This window comes from Paracoccus sp. BR5-17, assembly GCF_055693925.1.
This window is the reverse complement of sequence record NZ_JBVFUV010000003.1, coordinates 2495906-2511893: the sequence shown is the minus strand read 5'-3', so window position 1 is coordinate 2511893 and position 15988 is coordinate 2495906. Positions and strand designations below refer to the sequence as shown.

General features: G+C 69.3%; 17 protein-coding genes and 3 pseudogenes. 6 read left to right on the top strand and 14 right to left on the bottom strand.

Features of this window, described 5'->3' with window-relative positions:
- Nucleotide 1 precedes the first annotated feature (1 nt).
- Both ACZ1HC_RS13985 and ACZ1HC_RS13980 read left to right on the top strand, forming a co-directional pair.
- The gene (locus ACZ1HC_RS13985; protein WP_472700498.1) at nucleotides 2–352 is read left to right on the top strand and encodes a YraN family protein; all 351 of its coding nucleotides are present in this window, start codon (nucleotides 2–4) and stop codon (nucleotides 350–352) included.
- A 73-nt stretch (nucleotides 353–425) separates the two neighbouring features.
- On the top strand, nucleotides 426–773 hold the full coding sequence (locus tag ACZ1HC_RS13980) for an H-type lectin domain-containing protein (protein WP_472700497.1): 348 nt from the start codon (nucleotides 426–428) through the stop codon (nucleotides 771–773).
- On the opposite strand, the gene ACZ1HC_RS13975 is transcribed toward ACZ1HC_RS13980, so the two are convergent.
- Together ACZ1HC_RS13975 and ACZ1HC_RS13970 are read right to left on the bottom strand one after the other, a co-directional pair.
- Nucleotides 770–1546: an alpha/beta fold hydrolase gene (locus tag ACZ1HC_RS13975; protein WP_472700496.1), complete on the bottom strand. Its 777-nt coding sequence runs from the start codon at nucleotides 1544–1546 to the stop codon at nucleotides 770–772. The two genes, ACZ1HC_RS13980 and ACZ1HC_RS13975, sit on opposite strands and share 4 nt — an antisense overlap.
- Nucleotides 1543–2142, bottom strand: coding sequence for a DsbA family protein (locus ACZ1HC_RS13970; RefSeq protein WP_472700495.1), 600 nt, complete (start codon nucleotides 2140–2142; stop codon nucleotides 1543–1545). The genes ACZ1HC_RS13975 and ACZ1HC_RS13970 overlap by 4 nt, the downstream gene beginning before the upstream one ends.
- An 87-nt stretch (nucleotides 2143–2229) precedes the next feature.
- On the opposite strand from ACZ1HC_RS13970, the gene ACZ1HC_RS13965 reads away from it, so the two are divergent.
- Nucleotides 2230–3249: a ribose-phosphate pyrophosphokinase gene (locus tag ACZ1HC_RS13965; RefSeq protein WP_472700494.1), complete on the top strand. Its 1020-nt coding sequence runs from the start codon at nucleotides 2230–2232 to the stop codon at nucleotides 3247–3249.
- A 60-nt stretch (nucleotides 3250–3309) separates the two neighbouring features.
- Here the strand turns inward: ACZ1HC_RS13965 and purD are convergent.
- Nucleotides 3310–4567 (bottom strand): annotated as a pseudogene (gene purD / locus ACZ1HC_RS13960) (phosphoribosylamine--glycine ligase).
- 62 nt (nucleotides 4568–4629) lie between these two features.
- Here purD and xseA point away from each other — a divergent pair.
- Nucleotides 4630–6182: pseudogene (gene xseA, locus ACZ1HC_RS13955) on the top strand (exodeoxyribonuclease VII large subunit).
- A gap of 47 nt (nucleotides 6183–6229) precedes the next feature.
- On the opposite strand, the gene ACZ1HC_RS13950 reads toward xseA, so the two are convergent.
- The 7 genes and pseudogenes from ACZ1HC_RS13950 to ACZ1HC_RS13920 form a co-directional block, all read right to left on the bottom strand.
- Entirely contained in the window at nucleotides 6230–7432 is a 1203-nt protein-coding gene (locus ACZ1HC_RS13950) for an MFS transporter (RefSeq protein ID WP_472700493.1), read from the bottom strand.
- Nucleotides 7433–7434: 2 nt separating this feature from the next.
- Nucleotides 7435–8078, bottom strand: a pseudogene (gene eda, locus ACZ1HC_RS13945) (bifunctional 4-hydroxy-2-oxoglutarate aldolase/2-dehydro-3-deoxy-phosphogluconate aldolase).
- A gap of 149 nt (nucleotides 8079–8227) precedes the next feature.
- Nucleotides 8228–8365, bottom strand: coding sequence for a hypothetical protein (locus ACZ1HC_RS13940; RefSeq protein ID WP_472700492.1), 138 nt, complete (start codon nucleotides 8363–8365; stop codon nucleotides 8228–8230).
- A gap of 308 nt (nucleotides 8366–8673) precedes the next feature.
- Nucleotides 8674–8949, bottom strand: coding sequence for a cell division topological specificity factor MinE (gene minE, locus ACZ1HC_RS13935; protein WP_472700491.1), 276 nt, complete (start codon nucleotides 8947–8949; stop codon nucleotides 8674–8676).
- On the bottom strand, nucleotides 8946–9794 hold the full coding sequence (gene minD / locus ACZ1HC_RS13930; RefSeq protein ID WP_472700490.1) for a septum site-determining protein MinD: 849 nt from the start codon (nucleotides 9792–9794) through the stop codon (nucleotides 8946–8948). The genes minE and minD overlap by 4 nt, the downstream gene beginning before the upstream one ends.
- Nucleotides 9791–10105 carry a septum site-determining protein MinC gene (gene minC, locus ACZ1HC_RS13925; RefSeq protein ID WP_472700489.1) on the bottom strand — a complete coding sequence of 105 codons (315 nt, stop codon included), beginning with the start codon at nucleotides 10103–10105 and terminating at the stop codon, nucleotides 9791–9793. Before minC ends, minD begins: the two co-directional genes overlap by 4 nt.
- On the bottom strand, nucleotides 10102–10539 hold the full coding sequence (locus ACZ1HC_RS13920; protein WP_472700488.1) for a septum site-determining protein MinC: 438 nt from the start codon (nucleotides 10537–10539) through the stop codon (nucleotides 10102–10104). Before ACZ1HC_RS13920 ends, minC begins: the two co-directional genes overlap by 4 nt.
- 298 nt (nucleotides 10540–10837) lie before the next feature.
- Between ACZ1HC_RS13920 and ACZ1HC_RS13915 the strand changes: the two genes are divergently transcribed.
- Both ACZ1HC_RS13915 and ACZ1HC_RS13910 read left to right on the top strand, forming a co-directional pair.
- The gene (locus tag ACZ1HC_RS13915) at nucleotides 10838–11752 is read left to right on the top strand and encodes a 3-hydroxyacyl-CoA dehydrogenase NAD-binding domain-containing protein (RefSeq protein WP_472700487.1); all 915 of its coding nucleotides are present in this window, start codon (nucleotides 10838–10840) and stop codon (nucleotides 11750–11752) included.
- A 114-nt stretch (nucleotides 11753–11866) separates the two neighbouring features.
- Complete coding sequence (locus tag ACZ1HC_RS13910) at nucleotides 11867–12646, top strand: GntR family transcriptional regulator (RefSeq protein WP_472700486.1); 780 nt, start codon at nucleotides 11867–11869, stop codon at nucleotides 12644–12646.
- Here ACZ1HC_RS13910 and ACZ1HC_RS13905 read toward each other — a convergent pair.
- The 4 genes from ACZ1HC_RS13905 to ACZ1HC_RS13890 all read right to left on the bottom strand — a co-directional run bounded on the left by ACZ1HC_RS13905 (nucleotide 12643) and on the right by ACZ1HC_RS13890 (nucleotide 15986).
- Nucleotides 12643–13059: an aspartate/glutamate racemase family protein gene (locus ACZ1HC_RS13905; RefSeq protein ID WP_472700855.1), complete on the bottom strand. Its 417-nt coding sequence runs from the start codon at nucleotides 13057–13059 to the stop codon at nucleotides 12643–12645. The genes ACZ1HC_RS13910 and ACZ1HC_RS13905 overlap by 4 nt on opposite strands.
- A gap of 12 nt (nucleotides 13060–13071) precedes the next feature.
- On the bottom strand, nucleotides 13072–14826 hold the full coding sequence (locus ACZ1HC_RS13900) for an FAD-dependent oxidoreductase (protein WP_472700485.1): 1755 nt from the start codon (nucleotides 14824–14826) through the stop codon (nucleotides 13072–13074).
- A 16-nt stretch (nucleotides 14827–14842) separates the two neighbouring features.
- Complete coding sequence (locus ACZ1HC_RS13895; protein WP_472700484.1) at nucleotides 14843–15736, bottom strand: isocitrate lyase/PEP mutase family protein; 894 nt, start codon at nucleotides 15734–15736, stop codon at nucleotides 14843–14845.
- Between the two features lie 61 nt (nucleotides 15737–15797).
- Nucleotides 15798–15986 (bottom strand): hypothetical protein, encoded by a 189-nt coding sequence (locus ACZ1HC_RS13890; RefSeq protein WP_472700483.1) that lies wholly within the window; start codon nucleotides 15984–15986, stop codon nucleotides 15798–15800.
- Nucleotides 15987–15988 lie beyond the last annotated feature (2 nt).

The window sequence follows — 15988 nt, the reverse complement described above, 5'->3', positions numbered from 1 at the left end:
CATGGCCAACCTGTCGGGCAATCTTGCGGAAGACGGCGTCGCGCGGCTGCTGGAACGGCGCGGCATGACGATCCTGGCGCAGCGCTGGCGCGGCAAGGTCGGCGAGATCGACCTGATCGCCCGCGACGGCCGATGCCTGGTCTTCGTCGAGGTCAAGCGGTCTTCGACCCACGAGGCGGCGGCCCAAAGGCTTGGCGCCGCCCAGCGTGGGCGCATCATGCGCGCCGCGTTGGAGTATTGCGAGACGATGGGGCAGGCGCCCTTGCCCGAGATGCGGTTCGATGCGGCTCTCGTCGATGCCCTGGGCCGGATCGAGATCCTCGAGCGCGCCTTCGAGGACTGCTGCATGTGATGGGCCGCGGGCGCTTCTGCCCGGGCGGGCAAGTCACCTTCATCAGACCCCTTGGCTGTGGGGGAAGGTCGGGATGAAGCGGCTGGATCATCATGCTGTCGGCATCTGCCAGGGATCGGTGCTGCTGTTTTCGGCCTTCGAGGATCAGGGCGAGATGTGGGTCGGCGAGGGACAGCGCGCCATCCGCCACCCGATCACGTTCGACAGCGCCTTTTCAGGCGCGCCGGCGGTGCATGTCTCGATCGCCATGTGGGATATCGACGGCCGGGCCAACCAGCGGGCGGACATCTCGGCCGAGGCGATCGCAGGGCAGGGCTTCGACATCGTGTTCAGGACCTGGGGCGATACCCGCGTGGCGCGGATCCGGGCCGAATGGCTGGCGATCGGTCCGGTGGCTCATGCGGACGACTTCAGCCTTTAGCCCCGGTCGAGGTTGAGGGCGATCAGCGCCGCCGTCTGGTCTGGATGGGTCAGGGGCAGCATGTGCCCGGCAGCCGGAACCACCGCCCGTCCCACGTCGGCCAGACGCGCTGCCAAGGCATCCGCGATCCGGTGGATGACGGCGGGCGAGTCCCGTCCCGAGACGATCATGACGGGCGCATCGATGGCCTCGAGCCCGCCGGCGCGCAGGATGCCCGCGCGATCCCGCGTCAGGGTCTCGTCGGTTTCCGCCACCAGCGTGACCTGATCCGTCACCGCGCGGCGGACCGCTGGCGGCAGCCTGTCGAACGGCAGCGCCCCCCAGACGTCGAGGAAGGCGCGCGCGGCCTCTTCGGCCTGGCCTCGCGCAAGGTGCCCGGCCACCGCGCGGTCGCGGGCGGCCTGATCGGCGTCGGGTGCCGCCGCGAACAGCACCGGTTCGATCAGGGTCAGGCTTCGCACCGCCTCGGGGGCGGCGACGGCCAGGCGCAGGGCGACGGTCGCCCCCATGCTGTGGCCGATCAGGTCCAGCGGCCGGTCGATGAAGCTGGCGGCGATGCGCGTCACCGAGGTGTGGAAGTCGGGCCCCTGGGGCTGGGGCAGCCAGGGGCCGCTGCGCCCGTGGCCGGGCATGTCGAAGCTCCTCAGGTCGATCCGCCCTTCCAGCCGCTCGGCGATGGGCCCCCAATAGGCCGAACTGCCCATCATGCAATGAAGGGCAAGGGCGGGGCGATCCCGGTCGCCCGCCCAGTGCCACCTGTAAATGCCCGTCATAGCGTGGCGAGGTGCCGGTCGAGAAAATCGAGCCGGTCCTGGCCCCAGAACTTCTGGCCGCTTTCGCGGACGACATAGAAGGGCGCGCCGAAGACGCCCGCCTCGACCGCCTGTTCCAGATTGCGGCCATAGGTCTCGGCGCCCAGGAACAGCCCGCTGTCGGCCAGCGAGGCATCGAAGCCATGCGCCGACAGAAGATCGCGGATCACCGAATCGTCGCTGATGTCGCGATCCTCGGCCCAGACGGCCCGCAGGAAGGCCTGGACCAGCCCGCCCAGGTCGCCGCCCCCCGCCTGCTGGGCGGCGATGATCGCATAGGACGACGGCGCCATGTTCACCGGCCAGTGGGCGGGCTTCATGTTCAGCGGCATACCCAGATGGTCCGCCCAGCGGGGCAGTTCCTGCGCGCGGTATTCCATGCGGCTGGGATGGCGGTTCGCCGGGCGCACGCCGCCGGTCCGGTCGAACAGCTGCAGCAGGTCCAGCGGCTTGTAGGTGATGGTCGCGCCGTGGCGTCGGGCGATCTGTTCCAGCCGGTCCCCTGCCAGATATGCCCAGGGGCTGATGGTCCCGAGATAGTAGTCGATGCTGGCCATAAAGACGATCCTTCGCGGTTTGCCGGCAGGCTAGCCGGGTGGTAAGGCGGGCGCAATCTGGCAGATCCTCGGAAAAGGCCCCCACCCATGCCCGTCATGACCGAACCCAAGCTGATTTCTGGCAATGCGAACCGGACGCTTGCCGCCTCGATCGCCCGGCGGATGTCGATGCACCGGGGCATGAATGTCAGCCTTTGCGACGCCCGGATCGAGCGGTTCAACGACCAGGAGATCTTCGTCGAGGTCTATGAGAACGTTCGCGGCGAGGACATGTACATCATCCAGCCGACCTCGAATCCGGCCAATGACAACCTGATGGAGCTGATGGTGATGGCCGATGCGCTGCGCCGGTCGTCGGCCGCGCGCATCACCGCAGTGATCCCCTATTTCGGTTATGCCCGTCAGGACCGGCGCGCCAAGGCCCGCACGCCGATCAGCGCCAAGCTGGTCGCGAACCTGCTGACCGAATCCGGGATCGACCGGGTTCTGACGCTGGATCTGCACGCAGCCCAGATCCAGGGCTTCTTCGACATCCCGGTGGACAACCTCTACGCGGCCCCGGTCTTCGCGCTTGACGTCCAGCATCATTTCCGGGGGCGGATGCAGGATCTGATGGTGGTCTCGCCCGATGTGGGGGGCGTGGCGCGGGCGCGCGAACTGGCGACGCGGATCGGCGCCCCGCTGTCCATCGTGGACAAGCGCCGCGAGAAGGCGGGCGAGGTGGCCGAGATGACCGTGATCGGCGATGTCGAGGGCAAGGTCTGCATCATCGTGGACGACATCTGCGACACGGCCGGGACGCTGGTGAAGGCCGCCCAGACCCTGACCGACAGGGGCGCCACCGAGGTCCATGCCTATATCACCCACGGCGTGCTGTCCGGCCCGGCGGTGGAACGGGTCAGCACGTCGGTGATGAAGTCGCTGGTCATCACCGATTCGATCCAGCCGACCGAGGCGGTGAAGTCGGCCCCCAACATCCGCATCGTGCCGACCGCGCCGATGTTCACGCAGGCGATCCTGAACATCTGGAACGGCACCTCGGTCAGCAGCCTGTTCGAGACCGATACCCTGCTGCCGATCTACGAGGGGCTGTATTCCAGCCTGTGACGGGGTGACGGGGGTGCGGTCGGCTGCCTCCGGCGGGGGTATTTGCGCAAAGAAGAAGCCTCAGAGCGCGTGCCAGCCGATATCGCGGCGGCAGAAGCCCTGCGGCCAGTCGATGGCGTCCACCTGGGCATAGGCGCGGTCGCGCGCCTCGGCCAGGGTGGAGCCGCGGCCGGTGCAGGCAAGCACGCGGCCCCCCGTCGCGACGATCTGGCCGTCCCGTTCAGCGGTGCCGGCGTGGAAGGTCATCTCGAAACTGGTTTCGGCCAGCCTCTCCAGCCCCCTGATCGGGCTGCCCTTCACGTAATCGCCCGGATAGCCCCGGGCGGCCAGGACGACCGTCAGCGCGTGATCATCGGCCCAGTTGACCGACAGATCCCGCAGCCGGCCCTCGGCACAGGCCAGCAGCAGGTCGAGGATCTGCGCTCCCAGCCGCATCATCAGCGCCTGGCATTCCGGGTCCCCGAAGCGGACGTTGTATTCGACCAGGCGCGCGGCACCGTCCCGGATCATCAGCCCGGCATAGAGAACCCCCTGGAACGGCATCCCGCGGCGCGCCATCTCGGCCACCGTGGGCCGCACGATCCGCGCCATCACCTGATCCTGCAGGGCCTCGGTCAGGATCGGGGCGGGGCTGTAGGCGCCCATGCCGCCGGTGTTGGGGCCGGTGTCGCCTTCGCCAGCGCGCTTGTGGTCCTGGGCGGTGCCGATGGGCAGGCAATCCGTCCCGTCGCAGAGGATGAAGAAGCTGGCTTCCTCGCCCTCCATGAAGTCCTCGATCACCACCGCCGTTCCGCCGAAGGTGCCGGCAAAGACCGCGTCGATGGCCTGATGGGCCTGTTCGACCGTTTCCGCCACCGTGACGCCCTTGCCGGCAGCCAGCCCGTCGGCCTTGACGACGATGGGCGCCCCCTGGGCCGCGACATGGGCGTGGGCACTTGCCGCGTCGTCGAGATCGCGCCCAGGCGGCGGTGGGGGCGCCGCAGGCATCGCAGATCTGCTTGGTAAAGGCCTTCGAGGCCTCGAGCTGGGCGGCGGCCTGCGAAGGACCGAAGACCAGGAAGCCCGCGTCGCGCAGCGCGTCCGAGACACCGGCGGCCAGGGGCGCCTCGGGGCCGATCACCACGAAGTCGATGGCGTTTTCCTGGGCGAATTCCAGCACCGCGGCGCGCGACAGGATGTCCAGCTCGGCGCATTCCGCCACGGTGGCGGTGCCGGCGTTGCCCGGGGCGACGATCAGGCGGTCGCATTTCGGGTTCTGCCGGATCGCCCAGGCCAGGGCGTGTTCGCGCCCGCCGCCGCCAAGGATCAGGATGTTCATGGGCCGCCCTTTCGCTTCTGGTGGCGGCGTTCTAGTCTGGGGCCAGGAAGGGAACAAGACGCATGGATTTGCTGGAAGACGCGCCGGGCAGCAACGCGCATGAATTCACGGTCTCGGAACTGTCGGGCGCGGTCAAGCGCAGCCTCGAGGACCAGTTCGGCCGCGTGCGCGTCCGGGGCGAGATCGGGCGCGTGTCGCGTCCCTCGTCGGGCCATCTCTATTTCGACCTCAAGGACGACCGCTCGGTGCTGGCTGCCGTGACCTGGAAAGGGCAGGCGGGGCGTCTTGCGCAACGCCCCGAGGAAGGGATGGAGGTCATCGCCACCGGCCGCATCACCACCTTTCCCGGCCAGTCGAAATACCAGCTGATCGTCGACCAGATCGAGCCCGCCGGCCTTGGCGCGCTGATGGCGATGCTGGAGAGGCGCCGCCAGGCCCTTGCCGCCGAAGGGCTGTTCGACGAGGCGCGCAAGCGGCCGCTGCCGCCGCTGCCGCGCGTGATCGGGGTCGTGACCTCGCCTTCCGGGGCGGTGATCCGGGACATCCTGCACCGTCTGCGCGACCGCTTTCCGACCCGCGTGCTGATCTGGCCGGTGGCCGTCCAGGGCGAAGGCTGCGCGCCGCAGGTCGCGGCGGCGATCCGGGGCTTCAACGACCTGCCGCAGGGCGGCCCGATCCCGCGCCCGGATCTGCTGATCGTCGCGCGGGGGGCGGCAGCCTTGAGGATCTGTGGGGCTTCAACGAGGAAGCGGTGGTCCGCGCCGCCGCCGAAAGCCGCATCCCGCTGATCTCCGCCGTGGGCCACGAGACCGACACCACGCTGATCGACTTCGCCTCGGACCGCCGCGCGCCCACGCCCACCGCCGCGGCCGAGATGGCGGTGCCGGTGCTGGCCGACCTGTCGGCGCGGCTGGCCGAGGCGCAGGCCCGGCTGACGCGCTGCAGCCGCCACCATATCGACCGCCCTCGCCAGCGGCTGCGCGACCTGTCCCGCGCCCTGGGCCGTCCCGCCGCCCTGACCGAGGGCGCGCGGCAACGGCTGGATCTGTGGGCGGGGCGGCTGGATCCGGCGCTGCACGCACTGGTCCGGACGCGCCGGCATCGGCTTGCGGCCCGGCCCATGCCGGTGGCGCTGCTGCGGAGGTTCACCGACCGCAAGGCGCACGCGCTGCATGGGCTGGAACATCGGCTGGACGCCGCCGCCGCCCGGCGGCTGGAACGGCGGCGCGACCGGGTGACGGCAATGGCGGAACGGCTCGAGGCGTCTTTGCTGCGGGCGGTGGCTGCCGCGCAAAGGGCTGCCGCGCAGCAGCGTGAACGGGTTGGCGATCTGGCGCGACGGCTGGATCAGGCCGTGCAGCGGGCGATCCGCAACCGCGATCAGGCCATGCAGCGGGTGGACCGCCTGCGCCTGTCTCTGGGCTACAAGGAAACCCTGAAGCGCGGTTTCGTGGTGGTCCACGGTCCCGAGGGCGTCGTCACCACGGCGCAGGCGGCCAAAATGGTCCCGCAGATGGACCTGGAATTTGTCGACGGCCGGGTGACGGTCCGCCCCGAAGGCGCCCCGAGATCCGGCAGAAGGCCCAAGCCCTCGGGCCAGAAATCCCTGTTCTGATTCTCTTTTGCGCAAATACCCCGGGGGTGCGGGGGCTGGCCCCCGCCCTAGATGCCCTTCGGGCGCAGCATCAGCCAGATCAGGGAACCCCCCGCCAGCACCAGGAAAGGCAGCATGGCCAGGTTGACGGCGTTCCAGCCCGCGACCACCGAACCGCCGCTGCAGTTCATCAGCCCCCCCGAGGACAACGAGGCCAGGAACACGCCGCCAAAGACCACCGCATCGTTCAGGCCCTGCACGCGGCCGCGTTCCGCCGGGGAATGCGCCCGCGTCAGCATGGCGGTCGCGCCGATATAGCCGAAGTTCCAGCCCATCCCCAGCAGGATCAGCGCCGCGAAGAAATTGGACAGCTGCACCCCCGACAGCGCCGCGGCACCGGCCAGGGCCAGCAGGAACAGCCCCACCGCGACGATCCGCCCGGCGCCGAAGCGGGCGATCAGGTGGCCGGTGAAGAAGCTGGGCGCGAACATCGCCAGGACATGGGCGCTGACGATGTTGGCCGCATCCGTCGCCGCAAAGCCGCAGCCCACAACCGCCAGCGGGGTTGAGGTCATCACCAGGTTCATCAGCGCATAGGACACCATCGCGCAGATCATCGCCACGGCGATCCGCGGCTGGCGCAGCAACTCTGCGGCGGAACGTCCCGTCTCTGCGGCGGTCCGGGACCGCGGGGGCGGGGGGCTGTCCAGGAAGGCGAACAGGAACGGCCCCAGGGCGTTCAGCCCGATCACCGCCAGATAGGTGGCCAGGAAGGGCACCGCCGTCAGGCCATCGGTGGCCCGGACCAGGGCGGGCCCGATGATCGCCGAGGCCAAGCCGCCCGCCATGACCCAGCTGATCGCGCGCGGGGCATAGTCCTCGGAGGCAAGGTCGGTGGCGGCGAAGCGGTAAAATCCCTGCGCGGACATGTAGATGCCGGTCAGGAAGGATCCCGCCATGAAGGACCAGAACGACCCGGTCCACAGGCCCCCGGCGGCAAGCGCCGCGCCCAGGGCCCCCGCCGCGACCGCCAGCAGGAAGCCCGCCCGCCGGCCGCGGTCCTGCATGAAGCGCGCCAGGGGACGCGCTGTCAGCGCCGACCCCAGGACGATCATCGACAGCGGCAGGGTGGCGATGCAGGGATTGGGCGCCAGGATCTGGCCGGCCAGACCGCCGACGATGAAGATCATCGACATCTGCGCGCCCAGGATCGCCTGGGCCGCGACCAGCACGATCACGTTGCGTCGGGCGCGTCTGTCGTCAGGCGCCAAGATCAGCCCCGGCTCAGCCGGGAGGCGGCATGGGCGCGTTCCTGGATCGCCCCCCAATTCTCGGCGTTGACGTCGCCATCGGTGGCGATCCAGCTGCCGCCGACGCAGAGGACGTTCGGCAGGCCGAGGTATTCCGGGGCGTTCGCGGCGGTGATTCCCCCGTGGGGCAGAAGCTGATCCTCGGCAGCGGTCCGGCCAGGGCCTTCAGCGCCGCGGCGCCGCCGCTTGTCTGGGCGGGGAAGAACTTAAGCATGTCATAGCCGGCGTCAGCCGCCCGCATCACCTCGGAGGCGGTGGCCGCGCCCGGCAGCAGCGGCAGCTCCAGTTCCTCGCAGGCCGCGATCAGCCGGTCGGTCAGGCCCGGCGACACGGCGAAGGTCGCGCCCGCGTCCTTGGCGCGGCGCGCGTCGTCGGGCGTCAGCACGGTGCCGGCCCCGACATGCCCGCCCGACACGGCCGACATGGCCCGGATCGCATCCAGGGCCGCGTCCGACCGCAGGGTGATTTCCAGAACGGGCAGCCCGCCGGTGACAAGCGCCCGCGCCAGTCCCGCGGCGCGCTCGGCGTTGCGGATCACGATCACCGGAATGACCGGCGCCAGGCCGCAGAGCGCGCGGGTCCTTTGCGACTGGAGTTCGGGTTTCATGGCGTCACCTTCTGTTCCGCGGTTCGCGCGCAACCTGCCCGGTGGCGGGAACCGATGCAAGCGGTTTGCCGTAGCGGCACCCTTGTTCCCGACGACGAACAGCTTGGTCGGGACGCGGCCCGCAGGCGCATCCGTCACCCGGTGTGGGGCTACTGGCGGTCCAAGGTCGCCGGCGGGTTGGCGTGACGGCGCAGTTCCGTGATCCCGTTCATCATCGCCTCGTGTTCCAGCCGTCCCAGAAGATCGCGATATTCGGCGTTGTGGGAATAGGCCTGGATGGCGGACATGATGATTTTCCAGTCGTCCACCGTCACGACAGGACGAAAAGCTTGGACTCGGCCGGGCTGAGACATCGAAAACCTGCAAAAGAAGAAAAGAATTTAACAAGAATAATCCGGCAGGGTTCCACCGCGCTAGTGGGATTTTTGTGCAGCGTAAAGAAATTGCTTCCTTTTTGGAACCTCCGGTCGGCGCCGCGGCCCGGCCGGACCGCGGCCGGGCAGGATGCTGGAAAACAGTTCGTCCCGGCAATCCCGGTCCGGTCGAACCGGGCGCGCGCGCAGGGCCGGGGCCGGGCAGGGCCGGGGGCGCCGGATCAGCCCCTGCGGGGCGGGACGCTGGCCGGAAGCTCGATGTTGATTTCCAGGCTGGACATCTGGTCGCCCCGTTCCATCCGGACATCGACGTCCTTCTCGCCGACGATCGGGACGTGCTTGCGGATCGCGGCGATGATGTCGCGTTGCAGCATCGGCAGGTAGTCCGCCTCGGCCGTGCCGCTGCTGCGCTCATGGGCCAGAAGGATCTGCAGGCGGTCCTTGGCGGTCTGGGCGCTCTGGGTCGGGCGCTTGCGAGCGAAGCCGAACAGGTTCATGACGCCCGCCCGAACAGCCGCTGGAACAGGCCGGGGCGGCGTTCGCCCTGGATCCGCATCTCGACCTGGGTGCCGGTCAGCCGCGAGATCGCGTCCTCATAGGCGCGGGACGCGGCCGAGGGTTCGTCCAGCACCACCGGCGTGCCCACGTTCGAGGCCTTGAGGATCGCCTTGCTTTCCGGGATCACGCCCAGCAGCGGCACCGCCAGGATTTCCAGAACGTCCTCGACGGTCATCATCTCGCCGCTGTCCACGCGGGCCTGGTCATAGCGTGTCAGCAGGACCTGCGCCTTGATCGGCTCGGCGCCCACGGTCTCGGCGCGCTTGGTCTGGCTGCTGAGAAGGCCCAGCACCCGGTCGCTGTCGCGGACCGAGGATACCTCGGGGTTGGTCACCACCACCGCCTCGTCGGCGAAATACATGGCCATCTGCGCGCCGCGTTCGATCCCCGCGGGGCTGTCGCAGACGATATAATCGAACTCGGCCTTCAGTTCGTTCAGGATCTGCTCGACGCCTTCCTTGGTCAGGGCGTCCTTGTCGCGGGTCTGCGAGGTGGGCAGGATGAACAGCGTGTCCAGCCGCTTGTCCTTGATGAGCGCCTGCTTCAGCTTGGCGTCGCCCTGGATGACGTTGATGAAGTCGAAGACCACGCGGCGTTCGCAGCCCATGATCATGTCGAGGTTGCGCAGCCCCACGTCGAAGTCGATCACGACCGTCTTGAAGCCCTGCTTGGCCAGCCCGGCCGCAATGGCCGCCGAGGACGTCGTCTTGCCGACGCCCCCCTTGCCCGACGTGATCACGATGACCCGCCCCAGGGGCGCGTCCTTCTTGGCTTCCGATGTCATGCGATCACCTCCATGCGAAGTTTCTCGTTCTCCAGGTAGATATGGGTGCAGCGGTCGCGCGCCTGCTCCAGCGTCTCGCTGGTCTGGTAGAGGCCGGCAATGGCCACCAGCTCGGCGTCGAGGCTCTGGCAGAAGATGTGCGCGCTCTCGTTGCCGTGGCAGCCCGCCATGGCCCGGCCGCGCAGCGTGCCATAGACGTGGATGTTGCCCGCCGCGATCAGTTCGGCGCCCGAGGCAACCGATCCGATCACCGTCAGGTCGCCCTGGTCGGCCACGATCATCTGGCCCGACCGCACCGTCGAGCGGATCACCTTGGTTTCGGCAGGGCGGGCGGGCGCGGGGGCGGCCTGCGCGGCGGCGGGGGCGGGCTCGCGCGGCAGGGGGCGTCGCGCCCGGTGGTGACGGGGATCAGCCCCAGATCCTGCAGCGCGGCGGCATCGACACGCCCGGCGTTCTGGACCCCGAAGACGCGCAGATCCCGCCCGCGGAGGTTGTCCACCAGGTCGCGCAGGCGGCCGGGATCCTGAAGGCCGGGAGCCTGGCCCAGATCCAGCACCACCGGCGCGCCGGAAAAGAACTGCGGCGTGCGGCCAAGCTGCTCGCCAAGCTGGGCGTGGAAGTGATCGTCGGCCTGGTCGCTGTCGATGCGCAGCGCCAGAACGGTCAGGAAACGGCCGCGAACCTGGAACGGGGCCGTCCTGGCCTGCTGTGCGCCGTTGCGGGCACGGGCGTATCCTTCTGACACGGCGACACTCTGCTCCTGCTGTGGCGGATGGCGACTCGGGTCGCGCCGCTCTTTGTTAGGGGGTCATTTCCCACGAAGCGCCCCGCCGGGGAAGACACCGCGTGCGTGCCGGCAGGAACCCGCCGACGACCCCGAAGTGTGGATTGCCTTGCACCGCGCGCCATGTCCAGCCCCGAATCCGCGACCATTGCGGCCACCGCGCGCCAAGGTCCGCCCGCAAAGATCATAAGATCATGACAATCAGGCGTTGACGGGTCCGGCACCCGGACGGATGATGACCCGAAAAGGGGCGGACCGGATGACGGATGAAGCGGGCAGGATCGCGGTTGTCGGCGGCGGGCTGATCGGGGTCAGCTGGACCGCGCTGTTCATGGCCTGGGGCCACGATGTCGCGCTGTTCGACCCCGATGCGGACGCGCGCCGGGCCGTCCCGCAGGCCCTGCAGGGGCCGATGGACCAGATCGCCCGGATGGGCTTCGATCTGCCCGCTCCGGGGCGGCTGCATCTGTGCGACAGCCTGCGGGACGCCGTGGCGGATGCCGCCTGGGTTCAGGAGAACGCCCCGGAAAAGGTGGACCTGAAACGCGCCCTCTATGCCCGGATCGAGGAGGCGGCGCCCGCGGGCGTCACCATCGCCTCCAGCACCTCGTCGCTGGTCTGGTCGGAACTGTCGCGGGGCATGGCCGATCCCGGCCGGCTGATCACCGCCCATCCCTTCAACCCGCCCCACCTGATGCCCCTGGTCGAGCTTTACGGCCCGGATGCCGCCCGCCTGCAGGCCGCCGCCGCCTTCTTCCGCAGCCTGGGGCGTCACCCCGTCTTCCTGCGGCGCGAGGCCGTGGGCCACATCGCCAACCGCCTGTCGTCTGCCCTGTGGCGCGAGGCGGTGAACATGGTGGCCGAGGGCATCGCCGACGTGGACCAGATCGACGCCGCCCTTGTCCACGGGCCCGGGCTGCGGTGGTCGGTGGTGGGGGCGCACATGGCCTATCACCTGGGCGGCGGCGCGGGCGGGATCGCGCATTACCTGGCCCATCTGGGTCCAAGCCAGGAACGCCGCTGGCGGGATCTGGGCCAGCCCCGGCTGGATCAGGCGACCTGCGCCATGCTGGTGGACGGCATCGCCGCCGCGGCGGGGGGACGCGACATTGCCACGCTGGCCGCCGAACGGGACGCCCGGCTGATCGCGGTGCAGCGGGCGCTGCGGGGTTGACTGCCGCGGGAAAAACCGGATCCAGCGGCAGGGCGGGGTCCGGCAGGGCATGGCGGCCCGGGCCTGCGGCAAGGACATTTCCAGCATGACAGATTTCAGCAAGGCACCGGCAGGATGACCAAGGCGAATTCCCCGACCCCCCTTTATCACCGCGTCTATGCCGTCATGAGAGAGCGCATCGTGAACGGCTACTATCCCGAGAACGTGCCCGTCCCGAGCGAGGCCGAATTGTCCGACAGCTTTCGCGTCAGCCGCATCACCGTGCGCAAGGCGATGGAGATGCTGTCGGCCGAAGGGCTCATCACCCGGATGCGCGGCCGCGGCACCTTCGTCACCGACCGCGCGCAGAAGTCGTCGCTGAACCGGGCGGTGGTGTCGAACATCAACGGGCTGTTCAGCTATCTCAACACCGTGGGGCAAAGCACGCGGCTGAAGGTCGTCAGCCTGGACCGCGGCGAGGCGCCGCCGCGGATCTGCGCGCAGATGGGAATTGTCCCCGGCACGGAACTGGTGCGGTCGGTCCGGGTGCGGGAACTGGACAGGCGGCCCTATTCGCTGTCGATGGCCTATCTTCTTCCCGAGGTGGGCGCGGGGCTGACCCGGCAGGATCTGGCCAGCACCAACATGATCGACCTGGTCCAGCGGGAAGGCGCGGTGGTCGAACAGGTCGAACAGGTGCTGACCGCGACGCTGGCCGACGAATACGCGGCCGATCTTCTGCAATTGCCCATCGGCGCGCCGCTGATGCGGGTCAACCGCTTCTTCTTCAACGACCGGATGGTGCCCTTCTACGCGGCCGAGATCCTGTATTGCGCCGACCGGTACGAATACCGCGTCTCGCTGAAGCGCGAGCAGGGCCGGGAGTTCCTTCTGGACGGAACCCGCCCGGCCTAGCCGCCCGTCGCCGCGCCGGCCCTCATCATCGCCCGCAGCATGTCCAACCGGGGCTCGACCGGGGCGGGATAGGCGGCCCGGCCGTGGGACAGGCCAAGCGCCAGGAAGGTCTCGACCAGCTTGTAGGTCAGCGGGCCGGGGTTCACCACCGGGACCGGCAGGGTCGCGGCCAGGTATTCGCCGGCCTGGTGCATGGTGGTCGATCCCAGGCAGATGACCTCGGCGCCGTCCTCGTGGATGCAGCGCAGGGCGACATCGCGCATCCGGGGAAAGACCTCATCCTCTTTCCCGCCCAGCAGGTTCGCGAAATCGGGCGGCTGGTCGAAGCTGCGGACGGAGGCGCATTGCCGGTCGAAGCCGTATTCGCGGATCGCCTTGCGATAGCGCGGCAGCGCCGGTTCCCATTGCGCCAGGATGGAAAACCGTCAGCCCAGCGTCAGCGCATAAAGCATCGACGCCTTGCCCGCGCCGATCACCGGGATGTCCAGCACCGACCGCAGCATGGCCATGCCGCTGTCGGACATGGTGTCGATGCAGACCGCGTCATAGCCTTCGGCCTGCGCATCCAGCCCCGCGTCCAGGATCGAGAAGTCGGCAAGCGCCATGTCGTGCTGGCTGGAATAGTTCTTCGGTCCGACGCGCACCGGCCGGTAATGGAAGCTGATCCCCGGCCCCAGATCCACCGCGTCGATCTGCGCCTGCCGCCGGGCCAGATCCGCCTCGTCCATCGAGAAGGGAACGATCACCAGGACTTTCCGCATCTTCACCTCCATCGCCGTCATGCGTTTGCCGCGATGCGCGCGGCGGTGATCCCGGCCAGCCGCCCGAAGGCGGTGGCCGACAGAAGCCCGTTGCCCGACAGGTAGCCATAGCTCGAGATCGCCCGACAGGCCCCGTGCGGCCCCGCCCCCCGCCATCAGGTTGGGCAAAGGCGTGCCGTCGGTCCGCAGCACCCGCGCGTCATGGTCGATGACCAGCCCGCCCAGGGTGTGGAACAGCGCCCCGTTGACCTTGACCGCGCGATAGGGCGGCGCCAGCACCTGATCGGGGCCGAAGCGGCGGCCCAGCCGGTCGGGCTGTCCCGCCGCGGCGGCAGCGGCGATGCCGTCCAGTTCGGCCCGCAGCGCGTCCAGCGGCAGGCCGGTGGCGGCGGCCAGATCCTCGACGCTGTCGGCGGATTTCACCGCGCCCAGCTTGCGGATCTCGCGGTAGTCGTGGAAATCCAGCGCCGCCGCCTCGCAGCGGGCATCGAAGATGTCCCAGGCGACTTGGCCGGGCTGGGCCGCGACCTCGGCCCCGTGTTCGGAATAGCCGCGCATCTCGTTGGAAAAGCGCCGGCCTTCGGTGTTGACCAGGATGCCGCCCTGGGTGACCACGGCCCAGGTCAGAGGCAGACCGTGCGGGTGGGCGACCGAGCCGTGGCCCTGATAGGCGCCCATGTCCGCCAGTTGCGCGCCCAGTTCCGTGCCCCATTTCACCGCATCGCCGGTGTTCGACAGATGCCCGCAACATTCGGCATCGGCGATTTCCGGGATGTGGCGGCGCACCATCTTCGCGTCGCCCGCGAAGCCGCAGCAGGCCAGCACCAGCGCCTTGCAGCCCAGCGTCTCCATCGCGCCGTCGGGGCGGCGGAAGCGGACGCCGGCCACCCGGCCGGTCGCCTCCACGAACAGATCCTCGACCGATGCGCCGGTCAGCAGGTCGATGCCGGCCCGCGACACCGCCGACAGCAGCGCCTGTTCCAGATCCGCCCCGGTGCGGCTGTCGGGCCCGTGCATCCGCATCCGCGAATGGCCGGGATAGAGGAAGCCCGTCACCAGCCGGAAGCCGATGCCGTGGCTGTCCATCAGCCAGTCGATCATCGGCCCCGAGGTGCGGGCGGCCAGCAGCGCCATGTCGGCGGCCGTATGGCCGTGCGTCTTGGCCAGGATGTCGGCGGCGAACAGATCGGGGTCGTCGTCGATCCCGGCTTCGCGCTGCAACCGCGTGCCGGCCGCCGGGATAAGCCCGGCAGAGAGCGAGGTCGAGCCTTGCGGCGTGGCGTCGCGTTCCAGGATCATCACCTCTTGCCCCGCGTCATGGGCGGCAAGCGCCGCGACCAGGCCGCAGGCGCCCGCCCCGACCACCACGACCGGCATCTCCACGTCGAAGTCCACGCCATCGGCGGACAGAACGGCCATCGGGTCTTCCTTTCGGTCAATAGTCGGTGCGGCTGTCTTCCGGGGTACCGTAGCGGGCTTCCAGTTCCTGCACCTCGGCCATGCGGGCGGTGTCGAAGAACTGCTTGAAGCTCATCACGTGGGGCGCCACCGAGGCGATGGTTTCCTCGCGCCGCAGCACGTCCAGCGTCCGGCGCGCAGCCTCGCAGGCCGACAGCAGCAGCCAGTTGGGATAGATGATCAGCTTGAAGCCGAGCGCCTCGATTTCGCTGCGCGTCAGGAACGGCGTCTTGCCCGAGGTCGCCATGTTGTACAGAAGCGGGATGCCCGGAAAGCGCGGCGCGATATGGGGCAGGTCGTCGGGCAGCGGGCTTTCGATGAAGATCACGTCGGCGCCGGCCTCGCGATACATCTCGGCCCGGTCGAAGGCGGCGTTGCGGCCGTGCAGGGCCAGGGCGTCGGTGCGGGCGATGACCACGGAATCGGGGTCCAGGCGGGCGTCCACGGCGGCCTTGACCTTGGCCACCATGTCCTGGGCCGGGATGAGCTGCTTGCCCGACAGGTGTCCGCAGCGCTTGGGCAGCACCTGGTCCTCGAGATGGACGGCCGCCACCCCGCCGCGTTCGTAAAGCTGGATCGCCCGGCGCACGTTCAGCGGCCCGCCAAAGCCGTTGTCGGCGTCCGCAATCAGCGGCAGGTCGGATGCATCGGCGATGCGGGTGGCGTTGTCCACCATCTCGGTCATGGTCAGCAGGCCCACATCGGGATAGCCCAGCCTTGTGGCCGAGGTGCCGGCCCCGGTCATGTACATGGCCTCGAAGCCGGCCTCGGCCACCAGGCGGGCATACATGGCGTCAACGACCCCGGGGGCCATGACGGTCCGTTCGCCCGCCAGGGCCTGGCGCAGGCGGCGCGTGCATGTCAGCGACATCTTCGTTCTCCGTTTGCGTCTGTTGTGCCGCCGGGCATGGCGCGTCCGGCGGGGCGGGTCGTCAAGGACCCAGATAGGCCTGCCGCAGCTGCGGATCGGCCAGCATCCCGGCCGCGTCCCCCTGCATCACCAGATGGCCCTGTTCGATCACATAGGCCCGGCTGGCGACGTTCAGCGACTGCACGACGTTCTGTTCGACCAGCAGCACCGCGCAGCCTTCGGCGTTGATGCGCCCGATCAGTCCGAACATCT

Bases quoted from the DNA above. Each gene is read 5' to 3' on its own strand.
- ACZ1HC_RS13985 (WP_472700498.1), top strand. From the start codon at position 2: ATGGCCAACCTGTCGGGCAATCTTGCGGAAGACGGCGTCGCGCGGCTG.
- ACZ1HC_RS13980 (WP_472700497.1), top strand. From the start codon at position 426: ATGAAGCGGCTGGATCATCATGCTGTCGGCATCTGCCAGGGATCGGTG.
- ACZ1HC_RS13975 (WP_472700496.1), bottom strand. From the start codon at position 1,546: ATGACGGGCATTTACAGGTGGCACTGGGCGGGCGACCGGGATCGCCCC.
- ACZ1HC_RS13970 (WP_472700495.1), bottom strand. From the start codon at position 2,142: ATGGCCAGCATCGACTACTATCTCGGGACCATCAGCCCCTGGGCATAT.
- ACZ1HC_RS13965 (WP_472700494.1), top strand. From the start codon at position 2,230: ATGCCCGTCATGACCGAACCCAAGCTGATTTCTGGCAATGCGAACCGG.
- ACZ1HC_RS13940 (WP_472700492.1), bottom strand. From the start codon at position 8,365: ATGTCCGCCATCCAGGCCTATTCCCACAACGCCGAATATCGCGATCTT.
- minE (WP_472700491.1), bottom strand. From the start codon at position 8,949: ATGAACCTGTTCGGCTTCGCTCGCAAGCGCCCGACCCAGAGCGCCCAG.
- minD (WP_472700490.1), bottom strand. From the start codon at position 9,794: ATGACATCGGAAGCCAAGAAGGACGCGCCCCTGGGGCGGGTCATCGTG.
- ACZ1HC_RS13915 (WP_472700487.1), top strand. From the start codon at position 10,838: ATGACGGATGAAGCGGGCAGGATCGCGGTTGTCGGCGGCGGGCTGATC.
- ACZ1HC_RS13910 (WP_472700486.1), top strand. From the start codon at position 11,867: ATGACCAAGGCGAATTCCCCGACCCCCCTTTATCACCGCGTCTATGCC.
- ACZ1HC_RS13900 (WP_472700485.1), bottom strand. From the start codon at position 14,826: ATGGCCGTTCTGTCCGCCGATGGCGTGGACTTCGACGTGGAGATGCCG.
- ACZ1HC_RS13895 (WP_472700484.1), bottom strand. From the start codon at position 15,736: ATGTCGCTGACATGCACGCGCCGCCTGCGCCAGGCCCTGGCGGGCGAA.
- ACZ1HC_RS13890 (WP_472700483.1), bottom strand. From the start codon at position 15,986: ATGTTCGGACTGATCGGGCGCATCAACGCCGAAGGCTGCGCGGTGCTG.